This is a genomic window from Pseudoteredinibacter isoporae (assembly GCF_040372805.1).
GTDB classification, from domain to species: domain Bacteria; phylum Pseudomonadota; class Gammaproteobacteria; order Pseudomonadales; family Cellvibrionaceae; genus Pseudoteredinibacter; species Pseudoteredinibacter isoporae_A.
In genome coordinates, this window is record NZ_BAABWJ010000004.1 from 162,301 (window position 1) to 179,368 (window position 17,068).

The following is a 17,068-nucleotide window of genomic DNA, read 5'->3' on the forward strand; positions in this document are numbered from 1 at the left end:
GGATTCTCAACTTTCCGTAGAGATAATCCGCCCCTCACCTTCGTACCAATGCAGTTGTTTATGCAATGCGACTACACCACCGATAATAAGTAAGGTGGGCGCACGGAACTGATGCTGCTTGGCCTCGTCTGACAAGCGACTAAGATCTGAAATTAATACACGCTGCTCTGGACAAGTCCCTTTTTCAACCAGCGCCGCTGCGGTGTATTTATCCCGGCCTGCATCCACAAGCGCTTTGCAGATAGTCGGCAAGCCAACCAGGCTCATATAAAACACTAACGTCTGATCCGCAGCCGCCAGCTCAGCCCAGCGAATGTTCTCCTGATTGTTTTGCAAATGACCAGTAATAAAACGGACCGACTGGGCATAGTCTCGATGGGTTAATGGGATACCCGCATAACTCGCACAGCCCGAAGCTGCAGTAATTCCCGGAACAACCTGGAAGCTCACACCGGATTCTGCCAGTGTTTCCAACTCTTCACCTCCGCGACCAAAAATAAAGGGGTCTCCCCCCTTAAGGCGCAATACACGCTTACCCTCTTTGGCCAATGTTACCAACTGCTGATTTATATCATCCTGAGGAACGGCGTGATCGGACCGACGCTTACCGACGTATATCCGATCGGCATCCCGACGCAGCAACTCCATAATCGCAGGTGACACCAGACGGTCATACAACACCACATCAGCCTGCTGCATCAATCGCAACGCCTTTAAGGTGAGAAGTTCAGGATCCCCGGGCCCGGCACCAACCAAATAAACTTCGCCCTCTGCGGGCAAGTTATTGTCGGTTTGCTCCAGTGCCCGTTCAATAATTTGGCGACTGTCATCGAGTTGATTTTTTAACGCGGCCTCATGAGCAGGCCCATCAAGCAACCACTGCCAAAAACGCAATCGTTGTTTTTCATCATGTATTGTGCGACTGATCTTTTGGCGAAAGTCTCCGAGAATATCTGCGAAACGCCCCAGATTTGCAGGAAGACGCTCTTCCAGCTGCTGGCGAATACGTCGCCCCAAAACCGGAGCTTTTCCCGCCGTGGAAATGGCAACCACAAGCGGCGAGCGATCAACAATCGCGGAAGTGATAATGGTGCAAAGCTCAGGTTGATCAACCACATTGATGGCGATATTTTTTTTCTGGCAAAGTACGGCCAGAGATTGATTAAACGCCGCATCATCCGTTGCCGCGATGACAAACACCTTCTGATCAAGATCGGCGCTGTCTTTAAGCACATCAAAATGACGAGCCTGCAGATCAATACGCTCAGGATGCGCTTCGAGCAGTTCTTGGGTTTCTCGGTGCAACTCAGGGGAAAACAAAACAACATTAACCGGAGTCTTGAGCAGCAAACGCAATTTGCGCGCAGCAACCGCGCCACCACCGACGAGCAGGCAGTGACGGTCGCGCATATCATGAAATAATGGAAAATAATCCATACAAAACCTCAGGGCCGCTTGGCAGGATCAGCAGCACCCGAGTTAGGATGCTGTAATTCGCTCCAGACCACCGCAGTAACTACGCAACGCTTCAGGCACATCGATGGAACCATCGGCATTCTGGTAGTTTTCCAAAATGGCAACCAGAGTACGACCAATCGCTAAACCAGAACCATTCAAAGTGTGCAACAACTGTGGCTTGCCATCAGCGTTACGGAAACGCGCTTTCATTCGACGCGCCTGGAAGTCATTGAACAAACTGCAGGAAGAAATCTCTCGATATTTCCCCTGGCTTGGCACCCATACTTCCAAATCGTAGGTTTTCGCCGCAGAGAAACCGGTATCACCACCACACAAAATGACCTTGCGGTAAGGCAAGCCGAGCTTTTGCAAAATAGCTTCGGCATGCCCTGTCAACTCTTCCAGAGCCTGCTCAGATTGATCAGGTGTTGTGAATTGAACCAACTCAACTTTTTCAAATTGGTGCTGGCGAATCATGCCGCGGGTATCACGACCATGGCTGCCGGCCTCGCTTCGAAAACACGGCGTATGGCAGGTGTAACGAATAGGCAACTGTGCCGCATCCTGTACAATCTCATCGCGCAGTACGTTGGTGATCGGCACTTCAGCAGTGGGAATCAGATAGAAGTCACGATCATCACGTAATTTGAACAAGTCTTCTTCAAACTTCGGCAGCTGTCCAGTGCCAAACAGGGATTCCTTATTAACGATAAACGGCACCTGGATTTCTTCATAGCCATGTTCATGAATATGAGTGTCCAACATGAATTGAATCAAGGCACGATGCAGGCGCGCAACGCCACCGCGCATCACAGCAAAGCGGGAACCGGTAATTTTACTGGCGGTTTCAAAGTCCAGGCCGCCCAGATCTGAACCCAAATCAACATGATCCTTGACGTCGAAATCAAACTCTCGAGGCTCACCCCAGCTGGAGACCTCAACATTGTCATCCTCGTCACTGCCCTCAGGCACGCTGTCATGCAACACATTGGGAACGCCACTGAGCAACTCATCCATTTTGGATTGCACGGCGTGCAGTTGCTGCTCTGCTTCCTGTAAGGAACCCTTCAGATCTTCGACTTCTTTCAACAAAGGGGCAATATCTTCACCCTGAGCTTTCGCTTTGCCGATTTTCTTTGACTTGCTGTTGCGCTCTTGCTGCAAAGCTTCAGTTTTCACCTGAATGTCTTTGCGCTCTTCTTCCAAAGCCTGGATGGTCGCAACATCCAATTCAAAACCACGTTTCGTCAATGCCTTGGCGATGTCCTCGGCCTGAGTACGAACGATTTTTGGGTCCAACATAATTTTTAACCTTACTTATGATCGCAACAGCGATCCACAAACTAAACAATCTTCATGGCCAGCTGCGCCCCCAAAAAGACGCACAACAAACTGCCAATAACATTCAATGTGACGTAGAGCAAAGCCAACTCATGATGTTGGTTTTGCCAAAGGCTCAATGCCTCAAGTGAAAACGTCGAGAACGTGGTAAATGCGCCCAAAAAGCCTGTCATCAAGACATTACGCCATTCCGGGTTGAACCAATGCTCTTCTACGATCACCACATAAATAAACCCCATCAGAGCCGAACCCAGCAAATTGACGAAAACAGTCGCCAATGGCAAACGTCCCGCCACCGGCACCAACCAGTAATTGGCAACCGCAAAGCGACACAGAGCACCAATGCTCCCCCCCGCTGCAACCGCTATCCACTGATTGATCATGCTGTGTACTCTATGTGCAATCGATCTTTGTTTTCGATCTTTCTGGGCGTCGCACTGCCCGAGTTCAGTACTGTGCCTCTGGTCGTCCCGAACATCAACATAGATGCCATCGAGATTGCCGCTTCTCCGCCCACCGCTTCAAACTCGAGACAAGCGGTCAACTTTTGTTCAATCTTTATCGCGCATTTTGGTATTTGCCCGATGGGCCATATCCAGTTGGCGTAAGCGCTCCAGCTTCTCAGAGATTTTAATCTCCAACCCCCTGCTGACCGGCTCGTAGTAACGCGCCTCGTCCATTTCATCGGGGAAATAACGCTCTCCCGCAGCATAGGCTTCGGCTTCATCATGGGCATACCGATACCCAGCACCGTAATCCATATCCTTCATCATGCTGGTTGGCGCATTGCGCAAATGCATGGGAACGTCATAGCTTGGGGAGCTGGACACATCAGCGCGAGCGCGCTTGTAGGCATTATACACCGCATTACTCTTCGGTGCTGCGGCTAAATAGATAATCGCCTGAGCAATCGCCAGCTCACCTTCTGGGCTACCGAGACGCTCTTGCACCTCCCAAGCATCTAATGCCAGCCGCAAACCTCTGGGGTCGGCATTGCCTATATCTTCCGATGCCATCCGCACGACGCGCCTAGCGATGTATAGAGGGTCGCAACCGCCATCCAACATCCGGGCAAACCAATACAAGGAGCCGTCAACACTGGACCCTCGAACAGACTTGTGCAAGGCCGATATTTGCTCATAGAACAGATCTCCGCCCTTATCAAAGCGACGACTTTCGTTGGCCAACACCTGGTCCAGAATATTCGGGTCAATTAGCCGACCTTGATCCGACTCAACAGCAATATCACTGGCAATTTCCAACAAATTCAATGCGCGCCGCACATCACCATCAGCCGCTTGGGCAATCACCTTCAGCACATCATCGTCGACCTGCAGCTTTAATTTACCCAGGCCTCGTTCCTCATCCACCGAGGCTTTTTTAAGCGCTTTAAAAATATCGTCAGGAGACAAGCTCTTCAGAACGTAAACCCGACTGCGGGACAACAGTGCATTGTTAAGTTCGAATGATGGGTTTTCAGTAGTAGCGCCAATAAAAATAACCGTGCCATCTTCAACAAAGGGCAAGAAAGCGTCTTGCTGAGCCTTGTTGAAACGGTGGACCTCATCGACAAACAAAATGGTTTTTCGGCCAAAACTGGCAGCCACCTGGCGGGCTTTTTCGATTGCGGTTCGAATGTCTTTTACACCTGCAAGAACCGCAGACAAGGTTTCAAAATGAGCATCGTTGAGCTCGGCCAACATTTTGGCCAACGTGGTTTTACCTACTCCGGGAGGACCCCATAACACCATCGAATGCAGGTTGTTACGCTCGATTGATTCTCTGACAGGTTTGCCTGGCCCCAGCAAATGCTCCTGCCCAACATAATCCTCCAAACAACGCGGCCGCATTTTTGCAGCCAGGGGTTGAAAGCTGTTATCACTTTCAAACAGATCATCCTTCATCGACAATATCGGTTCCCGGTGGAGGCTCAAACGCAAACAGAGATTGAGGCAGAGTTTTATTCGCCTCGCTGGTAATCAGACGAATATGGGTTTTCTGGCCGAGGCTATCCCAAACAATGATTTCGCTGGGTAACTCCGCATCAAACAATAAATCCATTTTACTGAAACTGCTCGATGTCTCTTTTGGCTTCAGTTGAAAGCCCTGTTCAATGGTTTCAATATGATAGTTGTCACTCAGCGAATGATCCTGGCTGCTCAAGATAAACAAAGGCGTTTGTCTTTCAGCATCACTCAAACGTCGGCGGTTTAGCTGTTCCAAGTCAGGATCATAAAGCAACAAGGATTGCTTATCCCCAATCAACAACTGCGCGAAAGGCTCCGTGGTTTCCCAACGATATTGCCCCTGCTTGTTCAAGGCGAAATCACCTGCGCTTTCCTGTAGCAATTCACCGTCGTCAGCGGTCAATGTCTGCTGGAACTTGCCCTGCAAACTGTCAATCGCAAGCAGGCGCTCAGACAACGCAGACGCGGCTGAAGATACCGGACCCTCACCCGCGAAACTCGATACCGACATCATAAGAGCACTGAACGCCATGGCCATTGTCGTAAGGAATGTTTTCATATTGCCGATCTCTGTTTTGCCTATAGATGTGATCATTCTCGAAGCGCCAGGTTAACGGGGCATGAACCATCTAAGTGGCGATATTTATTAGTGCTTGGGTGGAGGCGGCGCCAGAACCTCGCGGCTGCCATTGTGTCCCGCCGCGCTGATGACGCCTGCAGCCTCCATGGTTTCAATCAGTCGTGCCGCACGGTTGTATCCAATGCGTAACTTTCGCTGCACCGAAGAGATCGATGCCTTTCTGGACTCGGTAACAAACGCCACGGCTTCGTCATACAAGGCATCGCCCTCATCTGCACCGTCTTCGCCTTCTGTGGCCAAGCCCGGAACCGGTATTTCATTCGTGCTTTCGTCAACGACGCCATCGATATAACAAGGTTCACCCCGACGTTTCCAATCATCCACAATTTTATGAACTTCATGATCGTCTACAAAGGCGCCGTGCACACGAGTGGGTACGCTGGTGCCTGGCGGCAGGTACAACATATCACCGTGCCCAAGCAATTGCTCCGCCCCACCTTGATCAAGAATGGTGCGGGAATCAATTTTGGAAGACACCTGAAACGCCATGCGCGACGGTACGTTAGCTTTAATCAAACCAGTAATCACATCAACCGATGGGCGTTGTGTCGCCAGCACCAAATGAATACCTGCGGCACGTGCCTTCTGAGCAATACGAGCGATCAATTGCTCTACTTTCTTGCCCACAATCATCATCATGTCTGCGAATTCATCAATCACAATTACGATACTAGGCAAAGGTTCCAGCGTTGGGGCTGGGGCTTGCTCATGACCGGCCTCAAAATTTTCTTCCGGCACCCAAAGAGGATCGGGCATTGGCTCACCGGCTTTAATGGCTTCTTCCACTTTGCGATTAAAACCGGCTAGATTTCTCACGCCGACCGCCGCCATTAATTTATAACGACGCTCCATTTCGCCCACACTCCAGCGCAGACCATTGGCCGCATCATTCATGTCCGTAATAACCGGCGTCAACAGATGAGGAATGCCTTCATAAATCGACAGTTCGAGCATTTTCGGGTCGACCAGAATCAAACGGACTTCTTTTGGCGTTGATTTATACAGCAAGCTCAACAACATCACGTTTACACCAACGGACTTACCCGAGCCCGTGGTACCCGCCACCAATAAATGGGGCATCTTCGCGATATCGGCAACCACCGCTTGGCCAGAAATATCGTGACCCAAGGCCACGGTTAACGGTGAACGGGAATCTTCATAAGCAGGCGATTCCAGCACTTCCCGCATCCGCACCATCTCGCGATGCTCATTCGGTATTTCAACCCCAACCACTGATTTGCCAGGAATCACTTCCACAACACGTACGCTGATCACCGCCAGCGAACGAGCAAGGTCTTTGGCCAAATTGGTGATGCGACTAACCTTAACCCCCGGAGCAGGTTGAATTTCAAAACGAGTAACAACCGGCCCAGGCAATACCGAAACGACTTCGGCCACCACATTAAAGTCTTTCAATTTCAATTCGAGCAGACGCGACAGCGCTTCGAGGTTTTCCTTCGAAAAACCTTTACCGCTTGGCGGGTCAGCCGGGTCCAGCAAGTTCAAGGGTGGCAGCTCGCCGCTCACCGGCGCATCAAATAACGGTACCTGACGTTCTTTTTCAACTCGTTTACTGACGGGCTTCGCTTTTTTGGGAAGCTCAGTGATGATCGGCGGCACCCGTTCCGCTTCAACTTTAATACTCTCAGCCACAGCCTGACGACGCTTTTCAACAACCTCTTCCACCTGTTGTTGTTGCACTCGGCTTTCCTGCCAATGCTGGTACTTTTCAACGAGGCGTCCCGTTAAGTTCAAGGTGATGCGACCTGTGTCGTCCATTACCTTCAGCCAGGAGATATCGGCATAGATCGTGAGCCCAAACAGGAAAATAGCGACCATTAATAATGTCGCTCCAACAAAGCCAAATGCCGCCAATGCCGAACTCGAGACCGATGCGCCTAAAATTCCGCCATTGGAAAACGGGAGCGCGGAAAGCTCAGAGGCAAAATTAAGGGCAGCAATACCGGTACCACCTGCCATCACCAAAGCCAAACCCACTGTGCGAAGCGACAAGAGCACCCAATCGAAACTGCGCTGTTGGTCACGCAACACTTTCCAGATGCGGTAAATCAACAGCATTGGGAAAACATAAGCGATATAACCGAACAGGGTAAAAAAGACATCGGCCAACCAGGCACCTGTCGGGCCACCGGTGTTACTGATCTCATCACCTAAGCCTGTGCGCGACCAGCCTGGGTCCGCTGGGCTGTATGAAAACAGTGACAAGAGAAGAAAAGCACACAGCAGCACGAGGCCAATAAGCGCGCCTTCGCGCAACAAGCGAAAAACGCGCTGTTGGGGGTCCATGCGGTGCTCGTGCGCACTCTGATCACTTCGTTGGGCGGCTTTTGTCAAAACGGTCTTCCAAAATCGTTAAATCAAAGGAGGATTGTATATTTGAACAGTAGTTTATGGAAGTCGCTGTACTATTACCGCTTGCGCACTTATAGATCGACACTATCTACGGCATTTGCGTTTTCTATTTGGCCTTGGGGCAACTATCCCCTATGATTAGCGCCTTTCAACTCAGCGCCCTCACATTCGGCCTGAATCACAGAACACAGCCTTAGGAAGCAGTATGAGCGACATTCAACACCATAAATTGATCATCCTTGGCTCCGGGCCGGCAGGTTATACCGCTGCTATTTACGCCGCCCGCGCCAATCTGAACCCTGTTGTCATTACCGGCATGCAGCAAGGCGGTCAATTAACCACCACCACTGAAGTTGAAAACTGGCCAGGTGGCATCGCTGAACTCCAGGGTCCGGACCTCATGGTTCAAATGCAGCAGCACGCTGAACGCTTCGAAACCGAGATCATTTTTGATCACATCCACGCGACCCAGCTGGATAAAGGTCCGTTTATTCTAAAGGGCAGCAACACCTACAGCTGTGATGCATTGATCATTGCAACCGGCGCGTCCGCCCAATATCTGGGCCTGGAATCCGAGCAAACCTTTATGGGACGCGGCGTGAGCGCCTGTGCGACCTGTGATGGTTTCTTCTACCGCGATCAAAAGGTTGCTGTCGTTGGTGGTGGTAACACTGCGGTTGAAGAGGCTTTGTATCTTTCCAACATTGCCAAAGAAGTGGTTCTGATTCACCGTCGCGACAGCCTGCGCAGTGAGAAAATCCTCCAGGACCGCCTGCTGGAAAAAGCCAAAAACGGCAACGTAACCTTGATGTGGAACCACACCCTGGAAGAGGTTCTGGGCGATGACAGCGGCGTAACCGGCCTACGCTTAAAGAGCACCCAGGACGATGCCGAGCAGAATATCGATGTAGCGGGCGTATTTATCGCCATTGGCCACAAGCCTAATACCGACATCTTTGAAGGCCAGTTGAATATGGAAGGTGGTTACATCAAAGTTCAGAGCGGCCTGACCGGTAATGCGACTCAAACCTCTACTCCGGGTGTTTTCGCCGCCGGTGACGTTGCTGATCACATCTACCGACAGGCAGTGACCTCTGCCGGCTCCGGTTGTATGGCCGCACTGGACGCAGAGCGCTTCCTGGACGAGCAATAAAGACGACGTGATCGAACTCCCCTGGCTGCTGCCCGGCAGCAGCCAATTCCCCCCTACCGCAAACGCTCTTGAAGACCCCAATGGCTTATTGGCCGCCGGAGGCGATCTCGAGCCCGACACTTTATTAACCGCGTATCGCCTGGGCATCTTCCCGTGGTTTGATGAAAGCCAACCCATACTGTGGTGGAGTCCTTCTCCACGTGCGGTCATTATCCCTGGCGAAGAGCATCTGTCACGCAGCCTCAAAAAACACATTCGGCGTAGCGACCAGGAAATCCGCTGCAATACCGCATTTGCAGAGGTCATGCTGGCCTGTGCCGAACCTAGAGCAGAGGATGAGGGCAGCTGGATTACGGAAGACATGGTGGATGCCTACATTGAGCTTCATGAACTGGGCCATGCTCACAGCGTAGAAACCTGGCATGAGGGCACACTCGTCGGTGGGCTTTATGGTCTGAAGGTTGGCTCGGTGTTCTTTGGGGAATCGATGTTTTCCAGGCAGAGCAATGCCTCCAAATATGCCTTTGCGACTCTGTGTCAAATCGCCCGTGAGCTTGGAATCGGATTGATTGACTGCCAAGTCCACAACAGCCACCTCGAGAGCCTGGGGAGCCAAGACATCGAGCGCCCTGCGTTCGAAACCCTGCTCCAGGAACTGACCAGCAAACCGACCTCCCAGCAATTCCCTCAGGGACGCCACCTGTCCGAATTTTGACACTTTGACTACACTTAGTGACGAACTGTCAGAAACCTGGTTGGGTTGCACGAAAGCCTGTGGTTAAATGGAAGAAAGTTTGAGGTTAACTAGCCTTTATGTCTGAGATTCGTTTATACGCCACACCTCCTCATCAATGCAGCTACCTGCAGGAGAAAACCGCGACAACGGTTTTCGTTGATCCGGATGCGCATTTAGATGTGGGCTCCTATCAGAGGCTGTCAGAATTTGGTTTTCGCCGCAGCGGCAATCACTTTTACCGCCCCAATTGCGACGACTGCCAAGCCTGTGTCTCAGTTCGAATCCCCGTACATCAGTTTATGCCCGATCGCCGTCAAAAACGTTGCTTGAAACGTAATAGCGACCTGAAGATGCGAGTACTGAAACGCTTAAGCCTTGAAAGACACTACCCGCTCTACCAACGCTATATCGAACAGCGCCATCGCGGTGGCGACATGTACCCACCTTCTCGTTCGCAATTTGTGAGCTTTTTAGCCAGTGGTCACCCCAGTACCCGTTTTTATGAATTCAGTGACGAAAACGACCGAATTCTTGCGGTTGCCGTGAGCGATGAGCTGGACGATCACCTCTCAGCCGTATACACCTTTTTTGACCCGGAACTCGACCGACGCAGCCTCGGCCGCTTTTGCATTTTAAGTCAGATCGAACGCTGTAAAGAACTTGGGCTGCGCTACCTGTATCTGGGATACTGGGTCGAAGAATGCCGCAAAATGAACTACAAAACCGACTACCAACCGCTCGAATTGCTGAACGATACAGGCTGGCAAACCCTGAAACTCCCTGAGAACCACCAGAAAAACCAATAAGCTCTTGGCTATTACAGCGATTTAGTGCAAAATGCCGCCTTCTTTTTAGGGGCACTTGCCTATTAGCCCATCGTTTGAAGAGACCGAGGAAAAGGCCGAATGGCAAAAGAAGACAATATTGAGCTGGAAGGTACCGTAATCGATACGCTACCGAATACCACATTCCGTGTTGAGCTGGAAAACGGCCACGTGGTAACTGCACACATTTCAGGCAAGATGCGTAAAAACTACATCCGCATCCTGACCGGCGACAAGGTTAAAGTTGAACTGACACCTTATGATTTGAGCAAAGGCCGCATCACGTATCGCGCCCGCTAAATCTTCGCCCTCCATAAAAAAACTCCAGCCTGAAAGCTGGAGTTTTTTTATGCCTATCATTTTTGCTCAAAGCTTGGGCTCAGGCCGCACCTTCGCACCACCTGAGTGCCACAGACCTTACTCACTTACCTCTTTGTCCTTCACAGGCTCTTCTTCCAGGCGAACCGTTAGCTGGTCGCCATCAAGCTCGAGATACGCGGTACCGCCGGCTTGTGATAAACCACCAAACAAAATAGCTTCTGCCAAAGGCTTCTTGACCTTTTCACGAATCAGACGAGCCATTGGGCGAGCGCCCATTTTCTCATCGTAACCGTTTTCCGCCAGCCACTGACGCGCCTCTTCCGATGCTTCCAACTGAACACGCTTTTCATCCAACTGAGCTTGCAATTCAACCAGAAACTTATCGACAACCGTTTTGATGACATCGAGAGTCAGCGCACCAAACTGAATGATCGAATCGAGACGGTTACGGAATTCAGGTGTAAACAGTTTCTTAATCGCCTCCATACCATCACTGCTGTGATCCTGCTTGGTAAAGCCCATCGAAGCACGCCCCATGTCCTCGGCGCCCGCATTCGTGGTCATGATAAGAATGACATTCCGGAAATCAGCTTTGCGCCCGTTATTGTCAGTCAATGTGCCGTGATCCATAACTTGCAGGAGAAGATTAAACACTTCAGGGTGTGCTTTTTCAATTTCATCCAACAAGACAACACTGTGAGGATTTTTCGTTACCGCTTCGGTTAACAAGCCACCTTGATCAAATCCCACATAACCTGGTGGTGCACCGATCAAACGAGACACGGTGTGACGCTCCATGTACTCGGACATATCAAAACGAATCAGCTCAACACCCATGGCTTTGGACAACTGACGGCAAAGCTCGGTTTTACCGACACCGGTTGGCCCAGCAAACAAGAACGAGCCAATAGGCTTATCTGGGCTGCCCAAGCCGGCACGGGACAACTTAATGGCCGTTGCCAAGTCCATAATAGCTTCGTCCTGACCAAACACCGTCAACTTCAGATTCTTTTCCAGTTCCTGCAACTGGGCTTTGTCTGAGGTTGAAATGGTTTTCGGTGGAACCCGTGCGATTTTCGCAATCACTGATTCAATATCAGAGACACCAATAAGCTTTTTACGTTTACTTTCCGGTTGAAGCTGCTGGTAGGCACCAGCCTCGTCCACCACATCAATGGCTTTATCAGGCATAAACTTGTCAGAAATATAACGATCGGCCAGTTTCGACGCAGTAAACAACGCCTTATCCGAATAGCGCAAACCATGATGCTCTTCAAAGCTAGGTTTTAAACCTTTGAGGATTTTGTAGGTTTCATCAATGGAAGGTTCATTAACATCAACCTTCTGGAAGCGTCTTGACAGGGCTCGGTCTTTTTCAAAAATTCCGCGGTATTCAGTAAAAGTCGTCGAGCCCATGCAACGTAAATCACCAGAACTCAATAAGGGCTTAAGCAAGTTCGAAGCATCCATTACGCCGCCTGACGCAGCGCCGGCACCAATAATGGTGTGAATCTCATCGATAAACAAAATGGCGCCTTCGCGCTTTTTGAGTTCAGCCAACAAACCTTTTAAGCGTTTTTCAAAATCGCCTCGGTATTTGGTACCCGCCAACAACGCACCCAAGTCTAGGGAATAGACCACACTGTCTGACAAAACGTCTGGCACTTCGCCATCAACGATCCGCTTTGCCAAACCTTCTGCAATCGCGGTTTTACCAACACCAGACTCCCCCACTAAAAGCGGATTATTTTTACGCCGACGAGATAAGATCTGAGCGACACGTTCAAGTTCTTCAGCGCGACCTACAAGAGGGTCAATTTTTCCGGCCTTAGCCTGATCATTTAAATTACTGGCGTAGGAATCCAGCGGGCTGCTTGCCGCCCCCTCTGCCTCACCCTCTTCATTGCTTTGGGTTTGCTCACCTTCCAGAGAGTGACCGGCCATTTTTGAAATGCCGTGGGTAATAAAATTAACCACATCGATTCTGGCAATATTCTGTTGCTTCAAATAATAGACGGCCTGGCTTTCCTGCTCACTGAAAATCGCAACCAGAACATTCGCACCCGTGACCTCATCATTGCCAGATGATTGAACATGAAAAACGGCTCGCTGAATGACACGTTGAAAACCGAGTGTTGGCTGGGTTTCACGATCCCCATCACTTTCCGGTATCAAAGGCGTTGTTGAATCAACAAATTCAATCAAATCTTTTTTTAACGCCTCAAGATCGGCACCACAGGCTTTAAGTACTGACGCCGCCGATTCATTATCGATAAGCGCAAGCAATAAGTGCTCAACCGTCATAAATTCATGACGTTTATTTCGCGCACCTTTGAAGGCGGTATTTAATGTTATTTCTAATTCTTTGCTAAGCATCGCAATGCTCCATTCAAGTACAGTATGAATCAGTACGGTTTATCTCGAACTGCCGCTTTACACACCCCATGCTTCCCATGGGTACTCCGCTCACTGCACCAATAATCAGCAATTAAAATCCTTTAGAATTTTATCCTCTGGGACTTTAGTGCCACTATAAAAATTGTGTTCTTTTGATTTCGTCGCTGCGCCGGCAGTTTGCTTGAACTGCTTTATGTCAGATTCGCAATAAACCAAAAGTTAATTTTCATCTTTTCAGTTCCAACTTAAGGCAAACGGTCGCAGCTTTCAACATTTGCCTTGACATCATTTTGTCGCTATTGCTTTAACACTGCCACTGAAATCGACGAAATACAAATCAGTTATCATCCCCTTCATCGTCATCATCTGGCTCAATTTCGCACCACAGAGGATGCTCGTTGTCCTGGGAAAACTGATTCACCTGCGCGGCTTTTGTTTCCGCGATATCTCGAGTATACACGCCACACACCGCACTGCCCTCAGTATGCACCTTCAACATGACACGCGTAGCGCTTTCCGGGTCCAGGCGGAAAAAGTTGCACAGAACCTCAACCACAAAATCCATAGGTGTATAGTCATCGTTCAACATAATGACTTTATACATTGGCGGTTTTTTTAACTTCGGCTTAGCCCTTTCAAGAACCGTACCACCATTCCAATGTAAGTCGTCGTCGGAATCACTTCCCGACAACTGGATATTCTGTAAAAATTGATTACTCATAATGTTTAAAAGTTTTCTTTATACGTATTCCAACTAATACTTCTATTGTAACCCATCCTGCGGTTATATCCGACGCCAATTATCTTGACTTCTTACACTCAATTGTTATAACTAAGCTTGTGCGAGGAGCGTATTTGTAAAGGACTAACTTGAAGCTTCATTTGAAATCTTCGCGACACATGAATGAATCGCTTCATAATGAGCCTCCCACCTGATAGGGAACCTCATTCATTATTAATAATAAAACAACAGTTAAGGGAAATATGCCATGTCTACGGGTACCGTAAAATGGTTTAATAACGCCAAGGGTTATGGGTTTATCTTACCGGACGAAGGATCCGGTGACTTATTTGCACACTATTCAGCCATTGATATGGAGGGTTACCGCACACTCAAGGCTGGACAAGCGGTGACATTCGATACAGCTAAAGGCGATAAAGGAATGCACGCTATTAACATTCGACTAGCGGACGGTGGTAAATCTAGCCAAAGCAAATCCGAGCAATCTTTGCAGGAAGCCTGATTAACATCACACTGCGTGAGCAGTTCATATCCGCTCTGCTTATTTGCAGAGCCTGCAGGCCCTCTGCAAATAAGCAATATCTCTTAATGCAAGCAACCACAAGTAATGACCGTAACAACGGTTTATTCAGCTGCTATTGCATTCACGTGTAAAACACATTGAAAACAAAAAAGGGGCCAAAGGCCCCTTTTTTATTACTGACAGCTAAGCCAGCACCATCTCAACATGCGGTGCACCGTTATAGGGCATTCAACGCTGAATTAAACAAATCACTTGGACGCATCGCTTCGGATGCTTTCTCATCGTCCATGCGATAGTAACCACCCAGATCAATTTCAGCACCCTGAACATCGTTCAGTTCAGCAACAATAGCGGCTTCGTTTTCAGACAAGGTCTTCGCCAGCGGTGCAAAAGCCGCCTGCAGCTCCGCATCTTCAGTCTGCTCAGCCAACGCCTGAGCCCAGTACAGACACAGATAAAAGTGGCTGCCGCGGTTATCCAACTCGTTCACCTTACGTGAAGGCGACTTGTTTTCATCCAGGAATACGCCATTGGCCTTATCCAGAGTATCCGCCAAAACCTGAGCTTTCTTAATATCAAAAGCGTGGGCCAAGTGAGAGAAGGACTCTGACAGAGCCAGGAACTCACCCAGAGAATCCCAGCGCAGGTGACCTTCTTCCACAAACTGCTGAACGTGCTTAGGTGCAGAACCCCCAGCACCTGTCTCAAACAAACCACCCCCATTCATCAAAGGAACGATGGACAGCATCTTAGCACTGGTGCCTAGCTCAAGAATTGGGTACAGATCAGTCAGATAATCACGCAGAACGTTACCTGTGACTGAAATGGTGTCTTCACCACGGCGAATGCGCTCCAACGAGAACTTGGTCGCATCAACAGGAGACATGATATGCAGCGCAAGGCCATCGGTATCGTGATCTTCCAGGAAGGTATTTACCTTGGCAATCAGATTGGCGTCATGGGCGCGCTTTTCGTCCAACCAGAAAACAGCTGGGCTCCCGCTCGCGCGAGCACGATTAACCGCCAACTTCACCCAGTCGCGAATAGGTGCGTCTTTTACCTTACACATGCGGAAGATATCGCCCTCTTCCACTTCTTGCTCCATCAGGATCTGATCTTTGTTATCAACAACCATGATGCGGCCACGACCTGGAGCGAGGAAGGTTTTGTTGTGAGAGCCGTACTCTTCAGCTTTCTTCGCCATCAAACCAACGTTGGACACACTGCCCATAGTAGAAGGATCAAAAGCACCATTTGCTTTACAGTCTTCAATGACGGCTTGATAAACACCGGCATAACAGCGATCCGGGATAACCGCTTTAGTGTCGTGAAGCTGACCATCGGTACCCCACATCTTGCCAGAGTCCCGAATCATTGCAGGCATGGAAGCATCAACGATAATGTCACTGGGAACGTGCAAGTTGGTGATGCCTTTATCTGAATTCACCATCGCCAATTCTGGACGAATCTTATACAGTGCTTCGATATCAGCGCGGATCGCCTCCTGTTGATGAGGACGCAGATCTTTAATCTTGTCGTACAAATCACCAATACCGTTATTTGGATCAACACCCAGGTTGTCCAGCAGAGTTCCGTACTTGTCAAAAATAGGCTGGTAATACTCGTGCACCATGTGGCCAAACATGATCGGGTCAGAAACCTTCATCATAGTTGCTTTCAAGTGCAGAGACAGCAGAATGTCGTCTTGTTTGGCTTCTTCGATCTGGCCAGCCAGGAATGCGCGCAAAGCTTGGCGATTCATGACTGCAGTATCGATAACCTCACCCACTAATACGGGTGTTTTCTTACGCAGAATGTTAACAACACCATCGTCACCAACGTATTTGATAACAACATTGCCTTTGAAATCACATACGTGGGATTGCTCACTGCCATAAAAGTCGCCGTGACTCATATGCGCAACATGAGATTGTGAATCCGGAGTCCACTTACCCATACGATGACTGTTTTTCTTCGCGTAGGCCTTAACGGAAGCGGCGGCACGACGGTCAGAGTTACCTTCACGCAGTACCGGGTTTACCGCACTGCCTTTAACCTTGTCATACAGACCTTTGATTTTCTCTTGCTCTGCATCAGCTGGCTCTTCAGGATAATCCGGCAACGGATAACCCTTTGCCTGCAATTCTTTGATTGCAGCGGTCAACTGAGGAATAGATGCAGAAATGTTCGGCAGTTTTACGATGTTCGCTTCAGCAGTTTCAGCCAGCTCGCCCAGCTCGGCCAATGCATCGTTTTGACGCAATTTTTCAGGCAGGTAGTCTGACAAGGTGGCAATAATGCGACCTGCCAGAGAAATGTCGCGAGTTTCTACCTCAACGCCAGCCTTTTCTGCGAAAGCCTGTACGATGGGCAGTAGGGAATAAGTCGCCAGCGCAGGCGCCTCATCGGTAAGGGTGTAGATAATTTTAGGTGTTTCGGACATTGTATCTCCCTTGCGTCCTCTTTATTGCAGACAGATGCTTTGGGTAAAAGCCAGCTTGCATGGCAAGCCCATCTGCGGACGGACATTGAATATTGCTTTATGGGTGAGCGATTTTGCGGGCGCGATAATAACACCGGACAGCGCTCAGGT

General features: G+C 49.6%; 14 protein-coding genes. 5 read left to right on the top strand and 9 right to left on the bottom strand.

What is annotated here, in order from left to right; all coding sequences use genetic code 11:
* Positions 1-6: 6 nt before the first annotated feature.
* The 6 genes from cysG to ABWW03_RS10465 all read right to left on the bottom strand — a co-directional run bounded on the left by cysG (position 7) and on the right by ABWW03_RS10465 (position 7,713).
* Positions 7-1,437 (bottom strand): siroheme synthase CysG, encoded by a 1,431-nt coding sequence (gene cysG / locus ABWW03_RS10440; RefSeq protein ID WP_353408140.1) that lies wholly within the window; start codon positions 1,435-1,437, stop codon positions 7-9.
* A 42-nt stretch (positions 1,438-1,479) separates the two neighbouring features.
* Positions 1,480-2,760 (bottom strand): serine--tRNA ligase, encoded by a 1,281-nt coding sequence (gene serS, locus ABWW03_RS10445; RefSeq protein ID WP_353408141.1) that lies wholly within the window; start codon positions 2,758-2,760, stop codon positions 1,480-1,482.
* Positions 2,761-2,801: 41 nt separating this feature from the next.
* A complete protein-coding gene (gene crcB, locus ABWW03_RS10450; protein ID WP_353408142.1) occupies positions 2,802-3,182 on the bottom strand; it encodes a fluoride efflux transporter CrcB in 381 nt (126 codons plus the stop codon).
* A 168-nt stretch (positions 3,183-3,350) separates the two neighbouring features.
* Positions 3,351-4,703, bottom strand: a complete 1,353-nt coding sequence (locus ABWW03_RS10455) for a replication-associated recombination protein A (protein ID WP_353408422.1) — start codon at positions 4,701-4,703, stop codon at positions 3,351-3,353.
* A complete protein-coding gene (lolA, locus tag ABWW03_RS10460; protein ID WP_353408143.1) occupies positions 4,693-5,325 on the bottom strand; it encodes an outer membrane lipoprotein chaperone LolA in 633 nt (210 codons plus the stop codon). Before lolA ends, ABWW03_RS10455 begins: the two co-directional genes overlap by 11 nt.
* 87 nt (positions 5,326-5,412) lie before the next feature.
* Positions 5,413-7,713, bottom strand: coding sequence for a DNA translocase FtsK (locus tag ABWW03_RS10465; RefSeq protein WP_353408424.1), 2,301 nt, complete (start codon positions 7,711-7,713; stop codon positions 5,413-5,415).
* Positions 7,714-7,984: 271 nt separating this feature from the next.
* Here ABWW03_RS10465 and trxB point away from each other — a divergent pair, with 271 nt between their 5' ends.
* The 4 genes from trxB to infA all read left to right on the top strand — a co-directional run bounded on the left by trxB (position 7,985) and on the right by infA (position 10,792).
* Positions 7,985-8,932 carry a thioredoxin-disulfide reductase gene (gene trxB / locus ABWW03_RS10470; protein ID WP_353408144.1) on the top strand — a complete coding sequence of 316 codons (948 nt, stop codon included), beginning with the start codon at positions 7,985-7,987 and terminating at the stop codon, positions 8,930-8,932.
* Positions 8,933-8,939: 7 nt separating this feature from the next.
* Complete coding sequence (aat, locus tag ABWW03_RS10475; RefSeq protein ID WP_353408145.1) at positions 8,940-9,647, top strand: leucyl/phenylalanyl-tRNA--protein transferase; 708 nt, start codon at positions 8,940-8,942, stop codon at positions 9,645-9,647.
* 98 nt (positions 9,648-9,745) lie between these two features.
* Complete coding sequence (locus ABWW03_RS10480; protein ID WP_353408146.1) at positions 9,746-10,474, top strand: arginyltransferase; 729 nt, start codon at positions 9,746-9,748, stop codon at positions 10,472-10,474.
* 99 nt (positions 10,475-10,573) lie between these two features.
* The gene (infA, locus tag ABWW03_RS10485) at positions 10,574-10,792 is read left to right on the top strand and encodes a translation initiation factor IF-1 (protein ID WP_166844410.1); all 219 of its coding nucleotides are present in this window, start codon (positions 10,574-10,576) and stop codon (positions 10,790-10,792) included.
* Positions 10,793-10,909: 117 nt separating this feature from the next.
* On the opposite strand, the gene clpA is transcribed toward infA, so the two are convergent.
* The gene (gene clpA / locus ABWW03_RS10490) at positions 10,910-13,189 is read right to left on the bottom strand and encodes an ATP-dependent Clp protease ATP-binding subunit ClpA (RefSeq protein WP_353408147.1); all 2,280 of its coding nucleotides are present in this window, start codon (positions 13,187-13,189) and stop codon (positions 10,910-10,912) included.
* A 358-nt stretch (positions 13,190-13,547) separates the two neighbouring features.
* Positions 13,548-13,931, bottom strand: a complete 384-nt coding sequence (gene clpS / locus ABWW03_RS10495; protein WP_353408148.1) for an ATP-dependent Clp protease adapter ClpS — start codon at positions 13,929-13,931, stop codon at positions 13,548-13,550.
* Between the two features lie 268 nt (positions 13,932-14,199).
* On the opposite strand from clpS, the gene ABWW03_RS10500 reads away from it, so the two are divergent.
* Positions 14,200-14,454: a cold-shock protein gene (locus ABWW03_RS10500; protein WP_353408149.1), complete on the top strand. Its 255-nt coding sequence runs from the start codon at positions 14,200-14,202 to the stop codon at positions 14,452-14,454.
* Positions 14,455-14,692: 238 nt separating this feature from the next.
* Here the strand turns inward: ABWW03_RS10500 and ABWW03_RS10505 are convergent, their stop codons facing one another.
* A complete protein-coding gene (locus ABWW03_RS10505; RefSeq protein ID WP_353408150.1) occupies positions 14,693-16,918 on the bottom strand; it encodes an NADP-dependent isocitrate dehydrogenase in 2,226 nt (741 codons plus the stop codon).
* Positions 16,919-17,068 lie beyond the last annotated feature (150 nt).

Excerpts from the sequence above, each read along its gene's own strand:
- cysG (WP_353408140.1), bottom strand. The coding sequence starts at position 1,437 with ATGGATTATTTTCCATTATTTCATGATATGCGCGACCGTCACTGCCTG.
- serS (WP_353408141.1), bottom strand. The coding sequence starts at position 2,760 with ATGTTGGACCCAAAAATCGTTCGTACTCAGGCCGAGGACATCGCCAAG.
- crcB (WP_353408142.1), bottom strand. The coding sequence starts at position 3,182 with ATGATCAATCAGTGGATAGCGGTTGCAGCGGGGGGGAGCATTGGTGCT.
- ABWW03_RS10455 (WP_353408422.1), bottom strand. The coding sequence starts at position 4,703 with ATGAAGGATGATCTGTTTGAAAGTGATAACAGCTTTCAACCCCTGGCT.
- lolA (WP_353408143.1), bottom strand. The coding sequence starts at position 5,325 with ATGAAAACATTCCTTACGACAATGGCCATGGCGTTCAGTGCTCTTATG.
- ABWW03_RS10465 (WP_353408424.1), bottom strand. The coding sequence starts at position 7,713 with ATGGACCCCCAACAGCGCGTTTTTCGCTTGTTGCGCGAAGGCGCGCTT.
- trxB (WP_353408144.1), top strand. The coding sequence starts at position 7,985 with ATGAGCGACATTCAACACCATAAATTGATCATCCTTGGCTCCGGGCCG.
- ABWW03_RS10480 (WP_353408146.1), top strand. The coding sequence starts at position 9,746 with ATGTCTGAGATTCGTTTATACGCCACACCTCCTCATCAATGCAGCTAC.
- infA (WP_166844410.1), top strand. The coding sequence starts at position 10,574 with ATGGCAAAAGAAGACAATATTGAGCTGGAAGGTACCGTAATCGATACG.
- clpA (WP_353408147.1), bottom strand. The coding sequence starts at position 13,189 with ATGCTTAGCAAAGAATTAGAAATAACATTAAATACCGCCTTCAAAGGT.
- clpS (WP_353408148.1), bottom strand. The coding sequence starts at position 13,931 with ATGAGTAATCAATTTTTACAGAATATCCAGTTGTCGGGAAGTGATTCC.
- ABWW03_RS10500 (WP_353408149.1), top strand. The coding sequence starts at position 14,200 with ATGTCTACGGGTACCGTAAAATGGTTTAATAACGCCAAGGGTTATGGG.
- ABWW03_RS10505 (WP_353408150.1), bottom strand. The coding sequence starts at position 16,918 with ATGTCCGAAACACCTAAAATTATCTACACCCTTACCGATGAGGCGCCT.